This is a genomic window from Mycobacterium celatum, assembly GCF_002101595.1.
In the GTDB taxonomy this organism is placed as follows: Bacteria; Actinomycetota; Actinomycetes; order Mycobacteriales; family Mycobacteriaceae; genus Mycobacterium; species Mycobacterium celatum.
Window position 1 is genome coordinate 132,788 of sequence record NZ_LQOM01000031.1, and the last position, 22,563, is coordinate 155,350.

General features: G+C 65.6%; 23 protein-coding genes and 1 pseudogene. 10 read left to right on the plus strand and 14 right to left on the minus strand.

Annotated features, from left to right (window positions below):
* Window positions 1–35 precede the first annotated feature (35 nt).
* Entirely contained in the window at window positions 36–755 is a 720-nt protein-coding gene (locus tag AWB95_RS14075) for a TetR/AcrR family transcriptional regulator (RefSeq protein WP_232315580.1), read from the plus strand.
* A 15-nt stretch (window positions 756–770) separates the two neighbouring features.
* Here the strand turns inward: AWB95_RS14075 and AWB95_RS14080 are convergent, their stop codons facing one another.
* The 3 genes from AWB95_RS14080 to AWB95_RS14090 form a co-directional block, all read right to left on the minus strand.
* A complete protein-coding gene (locus AWB95_RS14080; protein WP_062539220.1) occupies window positions 771–1,616 on the minus strand; it encodes an HAD family hydrolase in 846 nt (281 codons plus the stop codon).
* Window positions 1,607–3,154, minus strand: coding sequence for a mannitol dehydrogenase family protein (locus AWB95_RS14085; RefSeq protein WP_062539238.1), 1,548 nt, complete (start codon window positions 3,152–3,154; stop codon window positions 1,607–1,609). The genes AWB95_RS14080 and AWB95_RS14085 overlap by 10 nt, the downstream gene beginning before the upstream one ends.
* 163 nt (window positions 3,155–3,317) lie before the next feature.
* The gene (locus tag AWB95_RS14090; RefSeq protein WP_062539221.1) at window positions 3,318–3,608 is read right to left on the minus strand and encodes a CDGP domain-containing protein; all 291 of its coding nucleotides are present in this window, start codon (window positions 3,606–3,608) and stop codon (window positions 3,318–3,320) included.
* Between the two features lie 156 nt (window positions 3,609–3,764).
* On the opposite strand from AWB95_RS14090, the gene AWB95_RS14095 reads away from it, so the two are divergent.
* Window positions 3,765–5,696 carry a fumarylacetoacetate hydrolase family protein gene (locus AWB95_RS14095; RefSeq protein ID WP_062539239.1) on the plus strand — a complete coding sequence of 644 codons (1,932 nt, stop codon included), beginning with the start codon at window positions 3,765–3,767 and terminating at the stop codon, window positions 5,694–5,696.
* A 96-nt stretch (window positions 5,697–5,792) separates the two neighbouring features.
* On the opposite strand, the gene AWB95_RS14100 is transcribed toward AWB95_RS14095, so the two are convergent.
* Window positions 5,793–6,344, minus strand: coding sequence for a hypothetical protein (locus AWB95_RS14100; protein ID WP_062539222.1), 552 nt, complete (start codon window positions 6,342–6,344; stop codon window positions 5,793–5,795).
* 44 nt (window positions 6,345–6,388) lie between these two features.
* Window positions 6,389–7,255 carry an LLM class flavin-dependent oxidoreductase gene (locus AWB95_RS14105; protein ID WP_062539223.1) on the minus strand — a complete coding sequence of 289 codons (867 nt, stop codon included), beginning with the start codon at window positions 7,253–7,255 and terminating at the stop codon, window positions 6,389–6,391.
* Between the two features lie 122 nt (window positions 7,256–7,377).
* On the opposite strand from AWB95_RS14105, the gene AWB95_RS14110 reads away from it, so the two are divergent.
* The gene (locus tag AWB95_RS14110) at window positions 7,378–8,076 is read left to right on the plus strand and encodes a GAF and ANTAR domain-containing protein (protein WP_062539224.1); all 699 of its coding nucleotides are present in this window, start codon (window positions 7,378–7,380) and stop codon (window positions 8,074–8,076) included.
* A 13-nt stretch (window positions 8,077–8,089) separates the two neighbouring features.
* Here AWB95_RS14110 and AWB95_RS14115 read toward each other — a convergent pair whose 3' ends face one another.
* Window positions 8,090–8,743, minus strand: a complete 654-nt coding sequence (locus tag AWB95_RS14115; RefSeq protein ID WP_062539225.1) for a chemotaxis protein CheB — start codon at window positions 8,741–8,743, stop codon at window positions 8,090–8,092.
* 45 nt (window positions 8,744–8,788) lie between these two features.
* On the opposite strand from AWB95_RS14115, the gene AWB95_RS23770 reads away from it, so the two are divergent.
* A complete protein-coding gene (locus tag AWB95_RS23770; protein WP_169714683.1) occupies window positions 8,789–9,493 on the plus strand; it encodes a Crp/Fnr family transcriptional regulator in 705 nt (234 codons plus the stop codon).
* Here AWB95_RS23770 and AWB95_RS14125 read toward each other — a convergent pair.
* From AWB95_RS14125 to AWB95_RS14145, 5 genes are all read right to left on the minus strand, one after another.
* On the minus strand, window positions 9,490–11,343 hold the full coding sequence (locus AWB95_RS14125; protein WP_062539227.1) for a CheR family methyltransferase: 1,854 nt from the start codon (window positions 11,341–11,343) through the stop codon (window positions 9,490–9,492). The genes AWB95_RS23770 and AWB95_RS14125 overlap by 4 nt on opposite strands.
* 49 nt (window positions 11,344–11,392) lie before the next feature.
* Window positions 11,393–12,151 (minus strand): ATP-binding protein, encoded by a 759-nt coding sequence (locus AWB95_RS14130; protein ID WP_232315586.1) that lies wholly within the window; start codon window positions 12,149–12,151, stop codon window positions 11,393–11,395.
* Window positions 12,135–13,148 carry a chemotaxis protein CheB gene (locus AWB95_RS14135; RefSeq protein ID WP_062539228.1) on the minus strand — a complete coding sequence of 338 codons (1,014 nt, stop codon included), beginning with the start codon at window positions 13,146–13,148 and terminating at the stop codon, window positions 12,135–12,137. The genes AWB95_RS14130 and AWB95_RS14135 overlap by 17 nt, the downstream gene beginning before the upstream one ends.
* A 105-nt stretch (window positions 13,149–13,253) precedes the next feature.
* Window positions 13,254–14,195, minus strand: coding sequence for a DUF4873 domain-containing protein (locus AWB95_RS14140; RefSeq protein WP_373280759.1), 942 nt, complete (start codon window positions 14,193–14,195; stop codon window positions 13,254–13,256).
* Between the two features lie 173 nt (window positions 14,196–14,368).
* Window positions 14,369–15,262 (minus strand): AurF N-oxygenase family protein, encoded by an 894-nt coding sequence (locus AWB95_RS14145; RefSeq protein ID WP_062539229.1) that lies wholly within the window; start codon window positions 15,260–15,262, stop codon window positions 14,369–14,371.
* Between the two features lie 206 nt (window positions 15,263–15,468).
* Between AWB95_RS14145 and cobF the strand changes: the two genes are divergently transcribed.
* From cobF to AWB95_RS14165, 5 genes and pseudogenes are all read left to right on the plus strand, one after another.
* Entirely contained in the window at window positions 15,469–16,215 is a 747-nt protein-coding gene (cobF, locus tag AWB95_RS14150) for a precorrin-6A synthase (deacetylating) (protein WP_085168328.1), read from the plus strand.
* 9 nt (window positions 16,216–16,224) lie between these two features.
* Entirely contained in the window at window positions 16,225–16,620 is a 396-nt protein-coding gene (locus AWB95_RS14155; RefSeq protein ID WP_062539230.1) for a phage holin family protein, read from the plus strand.
* Window positions 16,621–16,636: 16 nt separating this feature from the next.
* Window positions 16,637–16,879 (plus strand): annotated as a pseudogene (locus tag AWB95_RS23775) (DNA-formamidopyrimidine glycosylase family protein); the annotation flags it as partial.
* A 147-nt stretch (window positions 16,880–17,026) separates the two neighbouring features.
* On the plus strand, window positions 17,027–17,500 hold the full coding sequence (locus tag AWB95_RS23780; protein WP_232315597.1) for a zinc finger domain-containing protein: 474 nt from the start codon (window positions 17,027–17,029) through the stop codon (window positions 17,498–17,500).
* 85 nt (window positions 17,501–17,585) lie between these two features.
* Window positions 17,586–18,335, plus strand: a complete 750-nt coding sequence (locus tag AWB95_RS14165) for an SDR family oxidoreductase (protein WP_062539231.1) — start codon at window positions 17,586–17,588, stop codon at window positions 18,333–18,335.
* A 17-nt stretch (window positions 18,336–18,352) separates the two neighbouring features.
* Here the strand turns inward: AWB95_RS14165 and AWB95_RS14170 are convergent, their stop codons facing one another.
* Window positions 18,353–19,672: an oxygenase MpaB family protein gene (locus AWB95_RS14170; RefSeq protein ID WP_062539232.1), complete on the minus strand. Its 1,320-nt coding sequence runs from the start codon at window positions 19,670–19,672 to the stop codon at window positions 18,353–18,355.
* Between the two features lie 92 nt (window positions 19,673–19,764).
* On the opposite strand from AWB95_RS14170, the gene AWB95_RS14175 reads away from it, so the two are divergent.
* Window positions 19,765–20,340, plus strand: coding sequence for a TetR/AcrR family transcriptional regulator (locus AWB95_RS14175; protein ID WP_062539233.1), 576 nt, complete (start codon window positions 19,765–19,767; stop codon window positions 20,338–20,340).
* Window positions 20,341–20,347: 7 nt separating this feature from the next.
* On the opposite strand, the gene pgi is transcribed toward AWB95_RS14175, so the two are convergent.
* The gene (gene pgi, locus AWB95_RS14180) at window positions 20,348–22,012 is read right to left on the minus strand and encodes a glucose-6-phosphate isomerase (protein ID WP_062539234.1); all 1,665 of its coding nucleotides are present in this window, start codon (window positions 22,010–22,012) and stop codon (window positions 20,348–20,350) included.
* Between the two features lie 260 nt (window positions 22,013–22,272).
* Entirely contained in the window at window positions 22,273–22,536 is a 264-nt protein-coding gene (locus AWB95_RS14185; RefSeq protein WP_062539235.1) for a chorismate mutase, read from the minus strand.
* Between the last annotated feature and the right edge of the window lie 27 nt (window positions 22,537–22,563).

The window sequence follows — 22,563 nt, forward strand, 5'->3', positions numbered from 1 at the left end:
AGTGTCTGGTGACATGCTTCACCAAACTGTGTGTGGTGATAGCCTTCACCAAACGGCGGTCAAACGCAAGACCTGAATCGAAAGCGGGGAGGTGCGACGTTCCTACCGGGCGCTATTGGGGGCAAACCCTCGACGAGAGGCGCACCCGCCGTCGCCAACAACTCATCGACGCGGCGATCGACCTCATCGCCGAACAAGGCGTCGGCAGCCTGAAAGTCAGGGCGGTCTGCGTGCGTGCGGGCCTGAACGACCGCTACTTCTACGAGAGCTTCGCGGACTGCGATGCGCTGCTAGTCGCGGCGTTCGAGAACGAGTTCGCCCAGGGCCTCGCGACATTGCTAGGCGCCGTGATGCAGTCGCCTGCCCAGCCACGGCCGCGAACTCGCGCCGTCATCGAAGCGGCGTTCACCTTCATCGAAAGCGAACCGCGCCGGCCCAAGTTGCTCATCGAGTTGCAAACCGCCGAAGCCCTCAAAACCCATCGCCGCCAACTCATTCACACCCTCGCCCAAGTCGCGGTGGGGCAGGCCCGTGAGCTGCTCGGCGAACAAGTCACCGACGACCCAAACGTCCGCCTGGCCGCCGTCACGGTACTCAGCGGCCTGCTCGAACTGGGAACCATGTGGTTTCAAGGTGAGATCGACGCCGACCGAGACCAACTCATCGAGTTCATGATCGCGATGATCCTGACCTCCTCCGACATCACCACCGCCCTCGAGCGCGAACTCAAGGAAGTGACCGACGCGTCAGAGTGAGCGGGTGGGCGATCGTTACGTCGTGGCCGGTGCCAAGAGGGCATCGGTGAGGGCAGACCACGAGTCGGTGATCGCGTGTGCACCGGCACTGGTGAGTTCCGCACTGCGGCAAGAACGTTCGTCGTCGGGCACGAACATCAGGTTGCCGACGGTGAGGTAGCCGGCCGCCACTGCGGAGGTCACCCCGGCCACGGAGTCTTCGATCGCCAAGCCTTGATGAGTGCCGATGCCCAAGACTTCGCCGGCATGGCGGTACACCGCCGGATCAGGCTTGCTCGTCGGCACGGGAAGGGAATCTTCTGCGCTGAAACGCACCGTCGCCGGAATTAGCGCGTCGAGTTCGGTGGCGCTGAAGCAGGCATCCAGGCGCATGAGAGCACTGGAGCTGACCGCGGTCAACGTATACCGCGAGGCGAGGTCGCGCAGCGGGGACAGCACCCGCGGGTCTGGTCTCAGGGTGACGGACAGGTGAGCGGTGACGTGCTCGCGTTCCTGACGCACCCATTTCTCGAGTTCGTCGGCGCACAGCGCACGATCGGCCGCCACGTCGGTGGCCGAAGCGACAACTGCACGGGGGCGGCCCTGTGCCAGCGTCTGATCCATGGGCACCCCGCACAGCACAGCCAAGTCGAGAGCGGTACTGCGGAAGTTCTTTCCGACGGCCTTCTTCCGCAACTCGTCGGCGGTAAGCGGCGCCGACACCCCGAACCTGGCCAGGAACCGGTTGGTCACCTCGACCGAGGCGTCGAAAGCCGGTGCCTCAGAAGGGAAGAGGTTGTCGTCGGCGTCACAGAGCAAAGTGGTGATCTGGGCTGGGTCGAATTCGCGCATCACGGCCAGCCCCGCACGGTTCAGCCCCATGCCACCTCCCGACCGGTGTCCCCCAACGCTTGGCGCAGCGTGGGCTGCACGCCACGCACATCGATGTCGACGATCCTGTCGCCGAGGTGCTCCGCAAAGTGGGGCACACCGCGAAGTTCGGTGAAGATTTCGTGTTCCAGCAGCGGGTAGGCCTTGTTTCCGCCGCGGGTCGCCAACTCGGTCAGCAATTCCGCTTGCGGGTCCTCGATATGGATCGTGCGGCCGTCGAGGTCATAGCCACGCAGGTACCGGGCCCACCCGGCCAGGGCCAGCATCAGCAGACTGTGCGGTCTGCCCTGCGTGATCGCGTCCTGCAGGGAGGGCAGCACGAACGACGACATTTTTTCCGATCCCCGGCGCGCCAACCGCGACAACTGGTCGGGCATGCGGGGATTGCTGAGCCTGGTGAGCAAAGTGTTCCGATAGGCGCGGGTGTTCATCGGATGCGCCGCCGGTAGCAGCGGCTGAATCTCGTCGCGCATGAGCTGCTCGACGTATCCGTAAATGACCGGGTCGCTCATGGCTTCGTCGGTGCGCTGGTAGCCGGCCAACGTGGCCAAACAGCCGAGCACGAAATGAGTTGCGTTGAGCAGACGGGTCTTAACCAGCTTGTAGTCGCTGACGTCGGTCACGAACTCGGCACCGACCTCCTCGAGCGGCGGGCGGCCGTGCGGGAAGCTGTCCTCGATGATCCATTGGCAGTGGGGTTCGGTCAGCACCGGCAACTTGTCGGCAATGCCGAATGTGCGTTCGACGAACTCGCAGTCCTCGTCCGAGGTCCGTGGAGTGATGCGGTCGACCATGGTCGACGGGAACGCGACGTTGGTCTCGATCCACCGGGCGAGGCCGGGATCGCGCAACGTGGCGAACGACACCAGCGCCGTTCGCGCCATCTGCGTGTTGTCGGGCATGTTGTCACAGCAGAGCACCGTGAACGGGGCAATACCGGCGCGCCGGCGAAAGTCGAGTGCCTCAGTCAGGTACGCCCACGCGGTGGCAAAGCACGTCGCGGACTCCCACGCGGCCAGGTCGGCGCGCACGTCGGGGTGGGAAGGGTCGAACTCGCCGGTACGCGGGTCCAGGTAATACCCATTACCCGTAATCGTCAGGCTGACGATGCGGGTTTGAGGATCCGTCAGAGCGGCACGCACAGCCACGCTGTCGTGCGGCGCGTAGTGGTAGTCGGCGATAGAGCCGACGACGCGGGCCGTTTGGCGGTCACGTCCGCGTTGCACAACGGTGTAAAGCCCGTCCTGAGCCGTCAGCAGATCTTTCACCTTGCGATTGCGAAGGCTGACGTCGGTGACCCCCCACTGGCGGGAAACGCCTGAGCGCGCAAGGTCATCGAAATAGACCGCCTGGTGAGCGCGGTGAAAGTTGCCCGGCCCGATGTGAACCACACCGGGCCTAAGAGCTGACCTGTCATAGGTTGGCACGTCGATCCGTTGCGAATGAAGTGGCAGGGTGGCGTTGCTCAGCGGAACGCCGACGGAGCGGCGCAAGGGAACGACATTGCTGATGTGTTTTCGGTATCCCATCGCGCCGACGAACTTAGCTTCGTCGTAGGCAGGCTTCAAGGGAACAGGCCGCTGTTACACCCGATAAGGCTGTCGTCAGCAGGCGTGGAGCCGAGATGGTGACCTTCGCCACACGACGGTGTGTTCGAATGGCAACGCCTTGCGCCGCAAGCGGTTCCCATCGTCAGTCGTCGATGTGCGTGGGCGGGTCGGCGAACGCGCCATCCCCGGGCTGGTGATCAGGACCCATCACATCGCAGCGCTTGTCGGGCACCAGGTAGGAACTGGCGCCCCGATACATCAAAGTGGCGACTGCCACGCAGCGTTGCCAGGTGCCGTCGGGCTGGATGGGCCCGTCGCACTTGCTGATGACGGGACCTCCGTACTGGCAGCCGGCGCCGGCGTGCGGCGCTGACGCAATGAGCCCGGCGCCCAGCAGCAGGGCGGCCAAGCCTGTGACCATGCAGCGCTTCATTGTTGTCTCCCGTCACATCGCGGGGCTTTGCCGAGTGCTGGGGGTGGCCAATACCGGTCCGCATGACGCTACCGCTTATTTCATTGGTTTTTGCTGCCTTCGGGATTCGGGTTGTCTCGGCGCATGAGGCGTTTGCCTCGAAGTATGTTGATGCCCATGAGGTGGGTGACATATCGAGATGACGACGGCGAACGCACCGGAGTGCTCTCCGACGATGTGATCCATGCGATGCCGGCGGGCGTGACGCTGCTGGAGCTCATTGCGCTGGGGGCTGACGGATTACACGAGGCGGGCGAAAAAGCGTTGCGTTCGCCGCATACCGTGCCGCTGGACGGGGTGACGCTGCGGGCTCCGATCCCGCGCCCACCGTCGATTCGCGACTCGTTGTGCTTTCTGGACCATATGCGTAACTGCCAGGCGGCGATGGGCGCCGGCCGCGTGCTCAAAGACACCTGGTACCGCATTCCGGCGTTCTACTTCGCCTGCCCGGCGACGGTGCTCGGCCCCTACGACGACGCGCCGACGGCTCCCGGAAGCGCTTGGCAGGACTTCGAATTGGAGGTCGCGGCGGTAATCGGGGCCGCGGGCAAGGACCTCTCTGTCGACGAAGCGGAGCAGGCCATCATCGGCTACACCATCTTCAACGACTGGTCGGCGCGTGACCTGCAGCAACTGGAGGGTCAACTGGGTATCGGGCAGGCCAAGGGTAAAGACAGCGGCGTCACCCTGGGCCCGTACCTGGTCACCCCGGACGAACTGCAGCCCTACCGTCGCGACGGCAGGCTGAGCCTCGACGTGACCGCGATGGTCAACGACGTGGTGATCGGATCGGGATCGACCGGGACGATGGACTGGAGCTTCGGCGAGGTCATCTCCTACGCCTCCCGGGGCGTAATGCTCACTCCCGGTGATGTTTTCGGGTCCGGTACGGTGCCGACCTGTACGCTCGTCGAACACCTGACCGACCCGAAATTCCCCGGCTGGCTGCACGACGGCGACGTCGTCACACTGCGGGTACAGGGACTCGGCGAGACCCGGCAAACCGTGCGCCACACTCCCGCACCGCACCGGTTGCCGCCGCGGCCGAACCCGGATGTCACACCCGGCAGACCGCGGGTCAACCCCGCTCCCGCGAAAGTGGCCTACACGCGCGGGCTGCACGAAGTGGCCGACCGGGTGTGGGCGTGGACATTGCCCGATGGCGGATACGGCTGGAGCAACGCCGGACTGATCGCCGGCGACGGCGCGTCGCTACTCGTCGACACGCTGTTCGACCTGACGCTGACCCGCGAAATGCTGACCGCGATGCAGCCGATCACCGATGCCGCACCCATCACCGACGCGCTGATCACCCACTCCAACGGCGACCACACCCACGGCAACCAGCTGCTGGACCGCTCGGTGCGCGTCATCGCCGCCAAGGGCACCGCCGAGGAGCTCGCGCACGGTATGGCGCCCGAAATGCTGGCCATGACCCAGACCGCGGACCTGGGGCCGGTGGTGACCCGATATCTGCGAGATCGCTTCGGGCCCTTCGATTTCAGCGGGATCACCCTGCGCAACGCCGATCATACTTTCGACGACCGGCTCACCATCGAGGTCGGCGGCCGGGAGGTGCGCCTGCTGAACCTGGGCCCGGCGCACACCGCGGCCGACTCGGTTGTGCATGTCCCGGACGCCGGGGTGCTGTTCGCCGGGGACCTGCTGTTCATCGGCTGCACGCCCATCGTGTGGGCCGGCCCGATCGCCAACTGGATAGCCGCCTGCGACGCGATGATCGCGCTGGACGCGCCGACCGTGGTGCCCGGCCACGGGCCGGTCACCGATCCAGACGGAATCCGCGCCGTCCGCGGATATCTGGCGCATGTCAACGAGCAGGCCGACGCGGCCTACCGCCAGGGCTTGTCGTTCGCCGAGGCGGCCGACGCCATCGATCTCGGCGAGTACGCGAACTGGCTGGACGCCGAACGCATAGTCGTCAACGTCTACCAGCGCTACCGCGAACTCGACTCGGCCACACCACAATTGGAGCCGATGGCATTGCTGGCGATGCAGGCCGAGTGGTTCGCCAAACACCGAGCTGGTTAGGCCACCGAGACTGCGGTCAGAGCGCGATTTCGCCGAAATCCACGCCCTGGATGCATTTTCGGCGCTACCATCGCATACTCGGTGGTCAACACTGCGTCATGGCAGCAGCGGCAACCGCCACAGCGGCGTTCCGGGGTCCAGCAACCACAACCGGGTGGCCATCAGACGGATAATGCGCAGCGCGCCGGCGATCAGCACTGTGGCCAGCGGCAGCGCACCGAACAGGGCGGTCACCAGCGCCAGCCACATGTCGTTGGGGCCGGCGGTCATGATGTCGAACCAGGCGTCGCAGATCAGCAGCACGCCGGTGGTGAACGCGGTGAGGATCAGCACCTGGCGGCGCAGGAAGCCGAGTACCGCCGTCGCGGCCATGAAGACGACCAACAGGCTGTCGAATCCCACCCACGTCGCCGTCCAATTGTGGGCCATGTAGATGTCGGGCAACGTGAATGCGAGATAGACCATCCACGGGATCAGCACTACCGAACCGGTGGCCATCAACCCCACCCGAATCCGACGAACGCGCTCCAAGACTCCGGGGTGGGGATAAACCTCGGCGATGGGCCGTTGCAGCCGACTGATCAAGTCGCGGCGCTGCGCATCAGAGAGCGCGCCGATCGCGGCGTCGGAGAGAATGTTCTCAGTCACGCTTCCACGGTAGGGCGTGCTCGCCTACGGCTCGCGTCTGCTGGTCAGGATTTGGCGATCACGTTCTCGGCGAACTTCTCCAGGTTGCGGATCTTGACGTCCAGCGGCTCGGTGTCCGGCCCTTTGGTGTAGGGGACGCGGAAGCCGACGATGACGTCGGTGACGCCCTTGTCCTCCAGCCGTTTGATGCCGTCGAGGGTGAACGCGTCGGCGGAGATCACATGGATCTCGAACGGGCCGGTCTTACCCTCTTCTTCGCGAAACCGCTTGAGCCGCGCCAGCAGTCGGTCGAGCTCTTCCGGATCGCCGCCGCCATGCATCCAGCCGTCGGCGCGTGCCGCACGCCGCAGCGCGGCATCGGCGTGACCGCCGACCAGAATCGGAATCGGCTGGGTGGGCGCCGGTGTCATCTTGGTCTTGGGGATGTCGTAGAACTCGCCGTGAAACTCGAAGTACTCGCCGGTGGTGAGGCCGCGCACGATTTCGATGCATTCGTCAATCCGCTTGCCGCGCTTGGCGAAAGGAACACCCATCAGCTCGTAGTCCTCCGGCCACGGGCTGGTGCCGACACCAAGCCCCACCCGGTTGCCGATCAGCGCCGCCAGCGAGCCCGCCTGCTTGGCGACCAGGGCCGGCGGCCGGATGGGGAGCTTCAGCACGAAGAAGTTGAACCGCAGCGTCGTCGTCACCGCGCCCAGCGCGGCGGTCAGCACGAACGTCTCGATGAACGGCTTGCCGTCCAGAAACTCGCGACTGCCGTCGGGGGTGTACGGATATTTCGAATCCGACTCGAAGGGATAGGCGATGCTGTCCGGAATCGTCATGCCGGCGTACCCGGCCGCCTCGGCGGCTTTTGCCAGCGGAATATAGAACGCCGGATCGGTCATCGCCTCCGCGTAGCTGAACCGCACACCGCCTCCTGTCGACACATGTAGAACAGATGCTAGAACGCGTTCAATTGGTTGCCGCCCGCGCCCGGGCAGGGGACAATCGGGGCCACCTCCGTCGAAGCAGCCGATTGGAGTGGGACAACATGGCAGCGAATCGCCGAAGCGGACTTCTCCTCGAAGTCGCCGACTTGATGCAAGCCCTTCAGCAGCAGTCAACTGACGTCGATTCGGTGCTCCAGGAACTGACCGAAGGCGCTGCGCGATTCGTCCCCGGTGCGCAACACGCAGGCATCACGATCGCAACCCGCGACGGGAAGGTCCGGACAGCGTCGGCGAGCGGCCACTACCCGGCGCTGCTCGACGAAATCCAGCAACGCCACGACCAAGGGCCATGCCTGTCAGCGGCGTGGGAACAGCACACGATCCGGATCAACGACCTCGCGCAGGAACAGCGATGGGCGTCGTATTGCCGCGACGCCGTCGAGGAGACCCCGATCCGGTCGATCATGTCGTTTCAGCTGTTTGCCGACCACCACACCATGGGTGCGCTGAACTTTTATTCCGAGCAACCGAATGCGTTCGACGACGAGGCGGTGGAGCTGGGGCTGATCATGGCCACGCACGCCGCGCTGGCCTGGAATCTGGTGCGCCGTGACGAGCAGTTCCGCAGCGCCCTGGCATCCCGCGACCTCATCGGCCAGGCCAAGGGCATGATCATGGAGCGGTTCAACATTGACTCGGTACAGGCATTCGAACTGCTCAAGCGGCTATCCCAGAGCTCGAACACGCCGTTGGTTGCGGTGGCCCGCCAGCTCGTCGAAGGCGAACATCCGCGCCGATGACGGGCACCGGATGCTAGCGCGCCACCGGGCCCAGCCGCGCCCACGGCGGTGGCGGGACCGTGAGCAGCTCGGCGGCCCCAGGTGCGGTCGTGAGCGCCAGCAGCGCGGTCGCGATCCGCTCGGGTTCCAAGACGAAGTCGACGCAGCCGGTCGCAATGGCATTGGCGGGCATACTCGACGCGCGCGCGGTCGCGGGGTCTTGAACGAGCACCCGGCCACCGGCTCGCTTGACCGCGCGACATCCGTCGGCACCGTCGGCCAACGAGCCGGTCAAGATGACGGCGACCGTCGGCGTCGCGCGGGCAGAGCTGACCAACAGCGCATTGCCCGGCCCGACGCCTCTGGCGCCCTCAGACAGCAGCCAATTGCCCGATGCGTCAATGGTTGCCGTCGTCTCGGCGGGTACCACCGTGACACCCGGCTGATCCGCCGGGACGCCGGCCTCGGCCACCCGCGCCGGCAGACGCGTCCGCCGGGCCAGGATGGCGGCCAACAGGTCGGCGTCGTCTCGGGTGCGGCGACGATGCAGCACGACGGCGATCGGTACGCCATAGCCGGTCGGGATCCCGGCCAAGACGATGGTGATGATCGGCATTCCGCCCAGGGACGCGACCAAGACGACTCGCCCGAAGCGCGGCGTCCCAACCGTATGTTTGGTCGCGGACATTATGGGTCAAGAGTAGACCGCATGGACGCATCAGGGAGCGGCCGCGTGACCGATGAGCAGTTCCGGCGCAATGCGATTCTGGCGCGATTGCCCGAGTCCGAGCTGGCCGCGCTGCGGCCCCGGCTGGAACACTCCGGGCTGAAACGGCCGGCGTATGCGCCGGGAAAGCCGATCGCCGACGTCTTTTTCCCTCTGACGTCGGTGTTTTCCTTGGTTGCGGTAGCCGATGGGCGGATCGCCGTGGAGGTCGCCACCGCTGGCCACGAAGGCATGGTGGGGCTGCCGGCTTACCTGGGCGCGACGAGTAGCCCGCAGGCGGCCTTTTGCCAGATTCCCGGTGACACCGTCCGCATCGGCGTTTCAGAGTTCCGTCAGGCGTTGATCCTTGATGGGGTGCTGCACGCACTGATGAACCGATTCACTCAGGCGACGATGGTGCAGGTCGCTCAGAACGTGGTCTGCAACCGCAGCCACGCGACGGAAGCACGGATGGCCCGTTGGTTGGCGACCACACACGACCGCGTCGGCCGCGACGAGTTTCCGCTCACCCAGGCGTTTCTCGCGCAGATGCTCGGTGTGCACCGGCCGACGGCGTCGCAAACGGCCCGACGAATCCAGGACCGCGGCCTGATCCGCTATCGGCGCGGTCGAATCACCATCGCCGACCGAGCCGGGTTGGAACGCGCGGCCTGCGACTGTTACCGCATCGTCAAGGCCGAGTTCGACGACTTGCGTCGTCAGCCTCGCTAGGGCCGGGCCTCCATCAACAGCAGGGCGCCGTCGACGCTGTCTCTCGACGGCGCTTTGAAGCCCGTGCAGATCACCCGAACCCGAGTCGGCTTGCCCCGCCGGTTGACCGCATCGACGACGGATTCCCGCGGATTGTCCGGGTCGACGAACGCATTGCCGATCAGGCCCCGGATGCCATCCATCGGCAACCCGATATCGAAGCTGGTGAGCACTTCACCCGTGCACTCATCGGAGCGCAGCCCCCACAATTCCTCGCACCCGTGGTTCCACACCACCACCCGCATCTCGCGGTCCACCACTGCCAAGCCGAAATGAATGGAGTTGACCAGCGAGTCGAGGAAGGTCTGCGCCTCGTCGAGTTCGATGCTGCGGTCACGTAGGGCGTCGTTGATGGTGTGCAGTTCGTCGTTGGTGGACTGCAGCTCCTCGTTCATCGTTTCGAGTTCTTCGTTGGTCGACTGCAGTTCCTCGTTGGTGGTCTCCAGCTCCTCGACTGTGGATTGCAGTTCTTCGTTGGTGGTCTCGAGTTCTTCGTTGGTGGATTGCAGCTCTTCGTAAGCCGTTTCGAGTTGGCGATTGGCATGGACCACCTTGTCCAGCAGCGCCCTTGTCGCGGTGAAATCGAAGAACGCGATCGATACACCCAGCAGCTCGTTCTCTGCGTCCACGAGTGGGTTCACATGGACCTCGAACCAGACGTTTTCCGCCCCGGGCCGCTGCCACTTGACGTCCTGGATCCGGGCAGACCTACGCTCCGCTTTGGCTTGCTCCAAGTAGCCCCGCAACTCGACCGGCCGGTACGAGACCTCCAGATCGCGCAGCAGCCGGCCGACGTCGCGAGCCGACAACCCGAACAACGTTTCGGCCTGTTGGTTGACCATCGCCACGGTGTCGTCGTCGGTCACCACGATCTGCGCCACCGGGCTGGCGCGAAAAGCGACGTCGCGCAACGCGTTCAAGACTGGTAGCTCACTGTGGCGCTCATAGATCGTCGCCGCCAGGTCGTAGCGGTTGAGGCCGTGGGAACCCGGGGTTTTGCGGAAGACCCGGTGCTTGAGATCCAATGGGACGAACCGATCACCGTGGCTCAGCAACATCTCGGCGTGGCCGAGGAAAAGCGTGCCCTCGGGGGCCAACGCGAAATGCAGCCGTCCCAACACATTTCGCTGTGTCTCGGCGTTCATGTACATCAGGGTGTTGCGGCACACCAACAGATCAACCCGGGAGATGGGGGCATCCTTGACCAAGTCGTTGCGGCCGAAGATCAGTGCGCGTCGCAAGTCCTTGTGAATGATGCAGTGCTCGTCGAGGCGCTGGAAGTAGCGATCCCGCAAGTCCGGCGCCACCGGTTCGAGTGCTTTGGCATCGTAGGTACCCGCTCGTGCCTCGTTGAGGGCTTCCTCGTCGACGTCGGTGGCGTAGATCTTCACCCGTTGCCGGAAGTCGTCCGGACCGAGGGCCTCGGACAGCAGGATAGCCAGCGTGTAGGCCTCCTCGCCGGATGCGCAGCCGGCGCTCCACACCCGGATCGGGTCGCCGGGACCGCGGTCGGCGAGCATGCGCGGAATGACGTTGGTGGCGACGTAGTCCCACGCTTCGGGATCGCGAAAAAATGCGGTGACGTTGATCAGAATGGTGTTGAACAGCGCGGAAAACTCACCGGAGCTCGCCTGCAGCACGTCGAGGTATTCCTCGAAAGTGTCGTGGCCGGCCTGCGCCATGCGACGGCGCACTCGTCGCATCAGTGTGGTGCGCTTGTACCCGGTGAAGTCGAAGCCCCGCGAGTCCCTCATGTACCGCAGCAGCGCCTCGAATGCTTCGTCTGTCGTCGTGTCTTCTTCTGCGTCCATCTGGATCCGTCCGCTGACAACATGTCGCGAACCTGAACACTACCCGGGATCAGAGCACGTTTTCCGGCCCGATGACGGCCCACACCGTCTTACCGGACGGCGTCGGGGTGCTGCCCCATGCGCGGCTGACCGCCGCAACGATCGCCAACCCGGACACCCGGCCACCACCGCGAACCGAATTCTCGTGACGCATCGCCGACGCCGAACTGTTGTCCTGCACGGAAATGCTGACGTTTCCGCCGTCGGCTTCCAGCACCAGCACCGGCGAGCTGTCCGTGTGTTCCAGCACGTTCTCGACGAAGATGTTGGCGATCACGGTTGCCACCGATATCAGCTCTTCCTGAGACCACGCGGTCAGCCACTCGGCCACCAGCATGCGGGCGCGGCGCAGGCTGGCAAGGGAAGCGGGCAGTTCCGCGCGAGCGCGGCGGCGGCCGGCCCGACTGTCGCCAATGACGGCCGCCAGTGCGGCCGCGAGGGTCGGATAGACCGGCACGTAGCGGGTTACGCCATTGCGTGCGATCGCGGCGCGACCGCGAGAATGCTCGCATACCAAGATGATTGGAACGTCCGGCCAGGTGCTCACGTGCCACCGGGCACTTGTGAACACTGACCACGCCGAGGGTCCCGGGACGTCGAGCGTGGTGACGTCGACGACGACCGCGTCCGGTTCGTCGAGCGCCGCCTTGATGACGATGTCCCGCAGCTTGAGGTAGGTGGTGCCGTCCAGGACACCGCCGACAGTGAGCAGCGACGCCGTTTCCAGCGCGTCCGCGGCAACCGTCAACTGGCTAATCGGGCTGGCCACTGAGCTCGTCCTGCTTCTTGTAGGCCTCCGCGAGCTTCTTGCCCAGCACCGACATGGCGTGCTCGGCCTCGTCGGCGAGCCCGTGGTAACGCTCACTCAACATCCCCGCCGGCACCTCATCGGCCAGCCGGCGAGACAACTTGGCCTTTTCTTGCAGGCTGCGCACCGCAAGCCAGAGGGCGCCTTCGACCTCCTGGTCGCGTGCGTGCAGCAACGCGTCGGCGGTCCAGGCATGGCCGACGTGGCATCGGTAGTTGCCTTCGCTGACGGCGATCAGCGAACCGTTGCAGTCCGGGCACGAGTATCCCGACGGCGGCCCGAGCGCTTCGGTGTCGAATTCCGTCGAAAATCGCCGGGCCATCGCGATCCGGTTTTCCAGCTCCATGCGATCGTCCGGCTCCATTTTGCGTTCCTCGAATGTTCGGTCCGCCAGCTGTTTCAGCAGGCCGCCGACTTCGGCCGCGGGCACAGTGTGGTCGATTACCCCGGCTGCGATCGCGTTCTGCGGCATGCCCGCGAAAAGCGCGTCGGTCGGCGATTGGGCGATCGTCGTGCCGCCCCGGGCACGGAGCGCGGCCGATCCGAGCACGCCGTCGTCGAGCACGCCGGACAGCAGCACCCCGACTGCGCGTTCACTATGGGCCAGCGCCACCGACCTGAAAAGCGCGTTGACCGCGGGCCGGTAGCCGTTCTCGGTGGGCCCCTCGGAGAGCATGATCCGGCCGTCTTGCACCAACAAGTGATGGTCCGGGACTGCGACATGGATTGCGCCGTGGTGTAGTCGCGCCCCATGCGCTGCGGTGATGGCCGGCAGCGGCCCGCTGCGGTCGATGATGCGGGCCAGCACGCTGGGCGCCCCGGCCAGCATGTGCAGGACCACCAAGACCGCGTAAGGCAAATCGGGTGCCAGTCCCGCGGCGAACTGGGTCAGGGCCTCGACCCCGCCGGCCGAGGCGCCGACGGCAACGACATTAAGCGAGCTTTGTCGTTCAGCCATCCAGTGTCGTCTACCCCCTTGACTCCGCAGGCAACCCTGCTCGCGGGGTGTTTCTCCAGACTATCCGGCTTTCCCCGCGCCCAACAGGGGCGACTTGCGACGGACTCAGGGCTGCGGCACGGTGAGTTGAATGTCATTGGCAACAAACGGCGGCACGCCGACACCTGTGATCGAATGCGTGCCCTGCGGTGTTTCTTCGGTGAGGCGCGCCGGCACGCTGCTCTCACCGACGGCCAGCGTCACGGCCCGGGACCGCCTTAGCACATCCGCCGGGAGTTGACCGAAAACCGTTCCCTGCCAATGGTATTGGCCATCGATCGGATCGACGTGGCCGGTGAGCCGGACACGCACCGGGTGGTCCGTGCCGGCGACGGTCAACGTCGCCGTGCCGTCGTAGGCGTCGTCGCGCAAACCGGAGGAGAGCTCGAATGCGGAGGCTCTCACGCGAAGCCGCGGGCTTCGCAGGTAGACGCGCTCGTTAAATACCTGTTGGCTGCTGCGGCGCACTTCGATGCGCGAGTGGCCGGCCATCAGCGGCAGGCAGCAGGCGATGTAACGCGCGGTGTTCGGTCCGTTGACCAGGAAGTAGTTGGGGAAACCGTGCATGACGACACCGAGGTAGGGTTCGGTGCCGTCGTGCCAGGCCTGCCGGATGGTGAGTCCGCGGGCACCGACGAGTGCGTTGTCCGGCAGGTGATCGCGAACCGCGAAACCCGTGCCGTAGACGATGGCATCGGCGTCGTGGTGGACACCGTCGCGGGTGCGGATCCCCGAGGGTGTCACCGCGTCGATCGGTGCCGTCACCACGTCGGCCGATGTGTGCGGGCGCCGCCATCGAATGCGCCGCCCGATGGTAGGGACGATCCGACGCGGCGGGTGGGGGAAGACCTCCACCGACGCCGCGGCGGATAGCTCGATGAACCGGCCGGCGGCCGCGTCGGCCCCTATCACCGCGACGCGTTTGCCGGTCGGGTCGAAATCGGGATCGGGTGCCGCTGCGGCGAACGTCGCACCGCGAAAGTCGTTGCGGCCCAGGAGGTTCGGTATCCAAGGAACGAACGGCGAGGCTCCTGTGACGACCACGCGGGCGCGGCACGTCTCGCCGCCGCTGGTGGTCAGGGTCCAGGTGTCGGTGGTGTCGTCGAACACCGAACTGACCACTTCGCCATCCAGCGTGGGAAAGCCGGCGATCTGAGCGCCGACGACAACGACGTCGTGGATCACAGGAATTTGGTGCGTGCCCAGCCGCGGCGCGCGATCGGGCCCATCAGACCCACCTCGGTCAAAAACGCCGCCAGCGGGGCGAAACCAGCCACCTGGACGTCGTGCCGGTGCGGGCTGGTTCGCGCGACGCTGCGTGCTCGACGCGGATCCAGGCCGGCCCGCGCATAGGGGATCGGGTTGGTGAACAAGTAGCGGAAGAACCACCCGCCCAACCCGTTGATGTTCGCGACGAACCACCGCTCCAGCCGCCGCATCTCGGGCACCCGCTTGCGCAGGCCGTCGCGCGCGAACTGGATGTGCCGGGCCTCTTCGGTGACGTGAATTCGCATCAGCCGCTGGATCATCGGCTGCAGTTCGGGGTCGTCCATCATCTGACGTTGCAGCGAGTCGAAGATCTCCTCGCCGATCAGCGCGGCCACCCACAGCACCGAACCTCGGAAGAAGAACGGAAGAGCGTTGATGATCATCCGCTGGTACAGCCGCGGCCGCACCGGTTTGGCGCCGACCCGCTCGATGGCCTTGCCGAACATCACCATGTGCCGGGTTTCGTCGCCCAGTTCGGTCAGCGCATAGTGCGACGACCGGCTGGTGGGGTCCTTGTGCATGAGTTTGCGCAGCAGCGCCTGGTTGAGGATGTTCTCGAACCAGATGCCGGCAGACAGCGTGTTCACCAGCTCCTGCCGGGACAGCTCGATCTGCTGCGCGCGGGTCATCTCGTCCCACATCGGCGTGCCGTACAGCGACACGGTTTTCGGTGGGAGGAAAAACTTGTCCGGGTCAAGCGGCGCGTCCCAGTCGATGTCGACGACGGGCGCATACGACTTGTTCACCGAGCCCTTCAACAGACGCTCCGAGAATTCCTCGCGACCGGCCTTTACCGCAGTGGTCATGGCGCCACTCCTCCTCATCGCTTCCGGCTCTCCATCGTGGCCGGCGCGTGTCGTCGTTGACGTCCCTTCTCGCCTGTTGCAGACGGTAGGAAGGATGCGGGCAAGATGTCAATACCCATGGTACCGGGTACCTCAGGTCTCGCCTAGAGGCGACGACGGCTGGACCCTGGGCGAGTAAGCCATAACCCGCATAGGCTGTGCCGGCAATGAGTAGTCGGCACATCCACGTCATCGGTATCGGCGCCGGCGATCCGGGTTATGTGACCGTCCAAGCGATCGACGCGCTCAACGACACCCAGGTGTTCTTCGCTATGGACAAGGGCTCGCAGAAGAGCGATTTGGTGGCACTGCGCCGCCAGATCTGTGCACGCTTCATCCGCGAGCCGGGCTACCGGTTCGTCGAGCTGCCCGACCCGCCGCGCACGGCGGACGGCGACTACCGGGCGGCGGTGTCGGACTGGCACGCCGCCCGCGCCCGGCTGTGGGCGTCCGCCATTGCCGCCGAACTCGGTCCGGGCGGCGTCGGCGCATTCTTGGCCTGGGGTGACCCGTCGCTCTACGACAGCACCCTGCGCATCCTCGACTCCGTCGCCGCCGAGGTCGACATCAGCTACGACGTCATCCCCGGCATCACTGCCGTGCAGGCGCTGACGGCGAGGCACCGGATTCCGTTGAACGACGTCGGCGAACCCGTCCTGATCACCACCGGCCGGCAGCTGCGGGCACACGGACTGTCCGGCTCGGCGGTGGTCATGCTCGACGGCGACTGCTCGTTTCGCGAATGCCCTCCCGACACCCGGATCTGGTGGGGCGCTTACCTCGGTACCGGCGACGAACTGCTGGTGGCCGGCACCGTGGGCGAGGTGGGGGAGCGGATCGCGTCGCTGCGCGCCCACGCGCGCGCCCGGCACGGCTGGATCATGGACACCTATTTGTTGCGATCGGCGGAGTAGGTTTTGGCCATGGCCGCTTTTGTGGTCCGCGCCGCGTTGACCGGGTTCGCGTTGTGGATGGTCACGCTGATCGTGCCTGGCATCAGCTTCATCGGCGGCGACACCAGGCTGCAGCGGGCCGGCATCATCTTCGTCGTCGCCGTGATCTTCGGCCTGGTGAACGCGTTCATCAAACCGATCGTGCAGCTTCTGTCGATTCCGCTTTATATCCTCACGCTCGGCCTGTTCCACATCGTCGTCAACGCGTTGATGTTGTGGATCACCGCCTGGATCACCCGGCACACCACCCACTGGGGCCTGCACATCGACCACTTCTGGTGGACGGCGATCTGGGCCGCCATCGTGTTGTCGATCGTCAGCTGGGTGCTGTCGTTGGTCGCTCGTGACGTGCGGCGGCATCGCTGACCGGCAGACTGGAGCCATGCCCGAACTGCCGGAAGTCCAAGCGCTCGCCGACCATCTGCGCCGCCACGCCGCCGGCCTGACGATTGGGCGGGTCGACGTGGTCGCGTTCTCGGTGCTCAAGACCTTCGACCCGCCGATCACCGCGCTGCACGGCTCGGCTGTCACCGGGGCCGAGCGGTGGGGCAAATACCTGGGGCTGCGGGCCGGCGAGCTGTTCTTGATCGCTCACCTGTCCCGGGCCGGCTGGTTGCGCTGGTCCGACACCCTGGCCGCCGCGCCGCTCCGGCCGGGAAAGGGGCCGATCGCGCTGCGCGTTCACCTAGGCACTCCCGGGCAGGCGCCGGGCTTCGACCTCACCGAGGCCGGTACCCAGAAGCGGCTGGCGGTGTGGCTGGTCGACGACCCTGTGAAGGTCCCCGGCATCGCCGCGCTCGGACCAGACGCGCTGCAGGTCACTCGTGACGAGTTGGCCGGGCTGCTGGCCGGGCAGAGCGGCCGGATCAAGACCGTCATCACCGACCAGAAGGTGATCGCCGGGATCGGCAACGCCTACAGCGACGAGATCCTGCACGTCGCGAAGATCTCGCCGTTCGCCACCGCCGGCAAACTCTCCGACGCACAGCTGGCCGCACTGCACGATGCGATGATCACGGTGCTCACCGACGCCGTGAACCGTTCGGTCGGACAGCAGGCGGCGACGTTGAAGGGCGAGAAGCGTTCGGGCTTAAGGGTTCACGCCCGAACCGGGTTGCCGTGTCCGGTGTGCGGCGACACCGTGCGGGAAGTGTCGTTCGCCGACAAGTCGTTCCAGTACTGCCCGACCTGCCAGACCGGCGGCAAGGTCCTGGCCGACCGGCGGATGTCGCGCCTGCTGAAATAGCTGTCGAGCGTCGAGTTGTTGGGTCGCTGTCCAGCGATCTGGCCCGACAAGTCGACGTTCACCGGACACACGTTAGGCTGCCGCCGTGACTCGTCAGAAAATCCTCATCACCGGCGCGAGCTCGGGCCTGGGCGCCGGAATGGCCCGTGCGTTCGCCGCCAAGGGCCGCGACCTTGCCTTGTGCGCCCGTCGCACCGAGCGCCTCGACGAACTCAAAGCCGAACTGTCCCAACGTTATCCGAACATCACGGTGGCGGTTGCTGCGCTGGACGTCAACGACCACGAGCAGGTGCCCAAGGTGTTCGGCGAGCTTTCCGACGCGCTCGGCGGGATCGATCGGATCATCGTCAACGCCGGCATCGGCAAGGGCGCGCCGCTGGGTTCGGGCAAGTTGTGGGCCAACAAGGCGACCATCGAGACCAACCTGGTGGCCGCGCTGGTGCAGATCGAGACCGCACTGGAGATGTTCAAGCAGGCCGGTTCGGGGCATCTGGTGCTGATCTCGTCGGTGCTCGGCAACAAGGGTGTGCCGGGCGTCAAGGCCGCCTATGCCGCCAGCAAGGCCGGCGTGTCGTCGCTGGGGGAGTCGCTGCGCGCCGAATACGCGAAGGGCCCGATCAGGGTCACCGTGCTGGAGCCGGGCTACATCGAGTCGGAGATGACCGCTAAATCGGCGAGCACCATGCTCATGGTGGACAACGAGACCGGGGTGCGGGCGATGGTTGCGGCGATCGAACGCGAAACCGGCCGCGCGGTTGTGCCGGCCTGGCCGTGGGCGCCGCTGGTCCAGGTGCTGCGGGTGTTGCCGATCGGGCTGACCAAGTACTTCGCGTAGGACCTTGCGCGAGCGGGTCAGTGTGCGACCGGCGTGTAATGCGCTGCGTCGGTGGTGAATTCGGGCTTGCCGTACGTCGCCAGCCGGAGCTTGAGGAGCCCGATGACGTAGGCGTCGGTGATGTCCCGCAGCACGGGCATGCGGCTGGCCTGCTGAACGGCGGTGAAACGTCCGATGATGAAGGGCGTGGTGAGGGCGACGCGCACGAGGTCCGTCGGCCCCAGTGAAACGCCCATCGCCTCGGCGACTTCGCGATCGCCACCGCAGAACGTGCGGACGAAGGTGAGTTTGGAAAAGCTCTTCTCGACCGCCTCGGCGCAACGGTCGAACAGGCTGGTGCCGGGTCGCAGATAGGCCGCCATCGTGCCGCGCACGAGTTCGCGGCAGATGTCGTCGAATCCGTCACGCAGCAGCGCCGAGCGCGCGTGCATGACGTGCATGATGTCGGCGGGCTCGGAGGGCAGCAGTTCCGGCGGCAGGCCGAGCAAAAAGCAGCGATACCTGGCGAATTCGACCACGGCGCGCTCTTCTTTGGTGAACTTCGCCCGGCCCTGCTGACGCGTCCGGCGGGCCAACAGATACTGGCCGATCATTCCGGCGGGCATCTGGTCGACCTGCGGGATCGGCATGCCGTAGACGGCTTTATCCCACTTGCCGGACTTCTTGAGTGCGTTGTAGCGGACCATCGAGTGCATCAACCGGACCATGGCGGCGGCTTCGAAGCCGGGCCCGTAACGGTCCAGCGCACCAGGCAGGGTGGTGACGGCGAAGAAGCTTGCCGTCTCGTTGACCCGCCGCGCTGCCCGCTTGCCCGACAACGCGCCGGTCAGGGCCATCGGCAGCGCGGCGTAGGTGTTGGTGAAGGTGGCGATGAAGGCTCCGCGCGTGATAAAGGGCGCCAGCAGCGCCGCGGGAATCCGCTCTTGGCGGGCGCCTTCGCGGACCAGGTCGAAGTCGATCCACTCCGGGGTGGCCTCCATCGCGGCGATGAACGAGACGAGCTCGGCGGGCGCGTCGGCCACCGCGTCGATACCCTCTCGGCAGGCCCGCTTGAGCATGTCGATCAGCTGCGCGACGCTGTACGTATTCATCAGGGCCGCATAGGGATCGGCGACGACGTCGCCGAGCATGGTTGCCGTGCTGATCAATTCGAGGACGCGGTCGTCTTCCAGGATCGGCGCGCGGTCGGCGACCCAGCGCGGCAGGGCCGAGTCGACGTCGGGCTCGACGGCAAGGCGGTCGGGCTGCCGGTCGAAGTCGAAGTCCCCGTAGAGGTCGGGCAGCAACTCGCGCTGGCTTCGGACGCGTTCCGCGAGTTCGGGGTAGTACGTGACCATCGCAACCTCCGGCTAACTAACAATTAGTGAGTAATACTCACTAATTGTTAGTTATGCTGTCAAGTGTGCCTGCAGCGAATCCGAAGCGGCGCATGTCCGCCGAAGCGCGCCGTGAACAGATCCTCGACGTCACACACGCGATCGTCGATGCCGAAGGGTTTCATGCGGCGACACCGAACCGCATCGCCCGTCAGGCCGGTATCAATCGGTCGTTGATCTATCAGCTGTTCGGCGACCCGGCGGGCCTGTTCGTCGCGCTGATCGACCGGGAGGCGGCGCGGGCCGGCGCGCAGTTCGCCGATGCGATCTCGGAATTGGACGCCGCGGCCGCGGATGAGTCGCTGGTCCTCGCGTTCGACGGCGTGCTGGCCGCCGTCGACGCCCACCCGGCAACGTGGCGGCTGTTTTTGTTCCCGCCCCAGGGCGCACCGCCGGAGCTGTATGCCCGGCTGGCCCAAGCTCAGGCCGTCGTGCTGGAGTTCTTTGTACGGGAACTGTTGCGCGTCAATCCCCATCTGCACGATCCCGAATACACGGCTCGGGTCCTGCATGCCGCCGGCCGCGAACTGCTGCAGCTGCACCTCAGCGATCCGCAAACGGCGACAGTCGAACGCTTGCGCACTTTTGTGCGGCGATTCGGCTCCGAGCTCGTGGTGCCGACACCGTGACGAAATGTCAGGCCGTGCGGCCTCTTTCGGTGCGGTAGCGGCGCACCAGCGCGTCGGTGGAGCTGTCCGACTGTTTGTCAGGCGACTGGTCCCCGGAAATCACCGGCAGCAGCGCCTTGGCCTGGGTCTTGCCCAGCTCCACACCCCACTGGTCGAACGAGTCGATGCCCCACACCACGCCTTCGGTGAAAACCTGGTGTTCGTAGAGCGCGATCAGCTGACCCAGCACCGACGGGGTGAGCCGGGTCGCCAGAATCGACGTCGTCGGCCGGTTGCCGGGCATAACCTTGTGCGGCACCACGTCTTTCGACGTGCCCTCGGCGGCGATCTCCTCGGCCGTTTTGCCGAACGCCAGCACCTGGGTCTGGGCGAAGAAGTTGCTCATCAACAGGTCGTGCATGCTGCCGGTGCCGTCGGCGTCGGGCAAGTCGTCGAGCGGTTGGGAAAACCCGATGAAGTCGGCCGGCACCAACCGGGTGCCCTGATGCAGCAACTGGTAGAAGGCGTGCTGGCCGTTGGTTCCCGGTTCGCCCCAATAGATTTCGCCGGTGTCGGTGACGACCGGTGTGCCGTCGGCGCGGGTCGACTTGCCGTTGGATTCCATGGTGAGCTGCTGCAGATAGGCCGCGAACCGGGCCAGGTCGTTGGAATACGGCAAAACGGCCCGCGATTGGGCGTCGAAGAAGTTGGAGTACCACAGCTCGATCAGCCCGAGCAGCGCCGGTGCGTTGGACTCCAGCGGCGCGGTCTTGAAATGCTCGTCGACGATATGGAATCCGGACAGGAACTCGGCAAATCGCTCGCGTCCGATGGCGGCCATCACCGACAGCCCGATCGCCGAGTCGACTGAATAGCGCCCGCCGACCCAGTCCCAGAAGCCGAACATGTTGGCGGTGTCGATGCCGAAATCCGCGACCCGCTCTTTGTTGGTGGAGACCGCGACGAAATGCTTGGCCACCGCGTCGTCACCGAGCGCCTCGGTCAGCCAGCGCCGCGCCGCGGTGGCATTGGTCAGCGTTTCCAGTGTGGAGAACGTCTTGGAAGCGACAATGAAAAGCGTTGTGGCCGGGTCTAAATCGGCCAGCGTCGCCACTAGGTCCGCCGGGTCGACATTGGACACGAACCGCGCCGAAATGCCGGCGTCGGCATAGTGCCGCAGCGCCTGGTACACCATCACCGGTCCGAGGTCCGACCCGCCGATGCCGATGTTGACGACGGTGCTGATGCGCTTGCCGGTCGCGCCGGTCCACTCGCCGCTGCGCAGCCGGTCGGTGAAATCGCCCATCGCGTCCAGCACCTTGTGGACGTCCTCGACGACGTTCTGCCCGTCGACGACCAGCTTGGCGTCGCGCGGCAGGCGCAGCGCGGTGTGCAGCACTGCGCGGTCCTCCGAGGTGTTGATGTGCTTGCCGGCGAACATCTCGTCGCGCCGCTCCTCGAGGTGCGCCGCGCGGGCCAGGTCGACCAGCAGCTTGAGCGTCTCGCGGGTGATGCGGTGCTTGCTGTAGTCGATGTAGAGGTCACCGACGGTGAGGGTCAACTCGCGGCCGCGGTCAGGGTCATCGGCGAAGAACTGACGCAGATGGGTGTTTTTGATTTGGTCGTGATGCTTGGACAGGGCGTTCCATGCCGGGGCGGCTGTGATGTCGGAGATCTGACGAACGGCAGTCATACTTCCGACCCTAGCCACACCCGACACGTCGGGCCGCTCGGTCGCCCCCTCTGTGCTTCGAGTGCGCAGTCAGGGCGGCGTCGGCCATCCACTGTGGATACAGGGCGGAAAAATCGCCAAGATCCCGCCATCAGCGCACGCTCGAAACCTTTCAGCGCACACTCGAAAACCCTGGACGCATACTCTGCGGCGGCGCGCCGCCTGGCTAGTGGCGATCGCCAGCGCAGCGAAGCCGGGCGCAGTGGGTCGGCACCATATCCCTAATGCCCGAGCCGGCCCCTGCCCATGCGCAGTAGCAGCATTGCGAGGTCCTTGCCGTCGGGGCCGAGCTCGCTGTAGCGCTCGATGACCTTCATCTCGCGGCTGTGTACCAGCCGGGTGCCCCCGTTGGCCATCCGGACCTTGCCGATTGCCTGGGATACCTCGGTGCGGCGTTTGACCGCAGCAAGTATCTCAGCGTCGAGCCGGTCAATTTCCTGGCGCAGCTCGTCGATATCGGGAAGCTGTTCCGTTTCCATCGTCATTTATTGTGACTCCGCATTCTTGCCGCT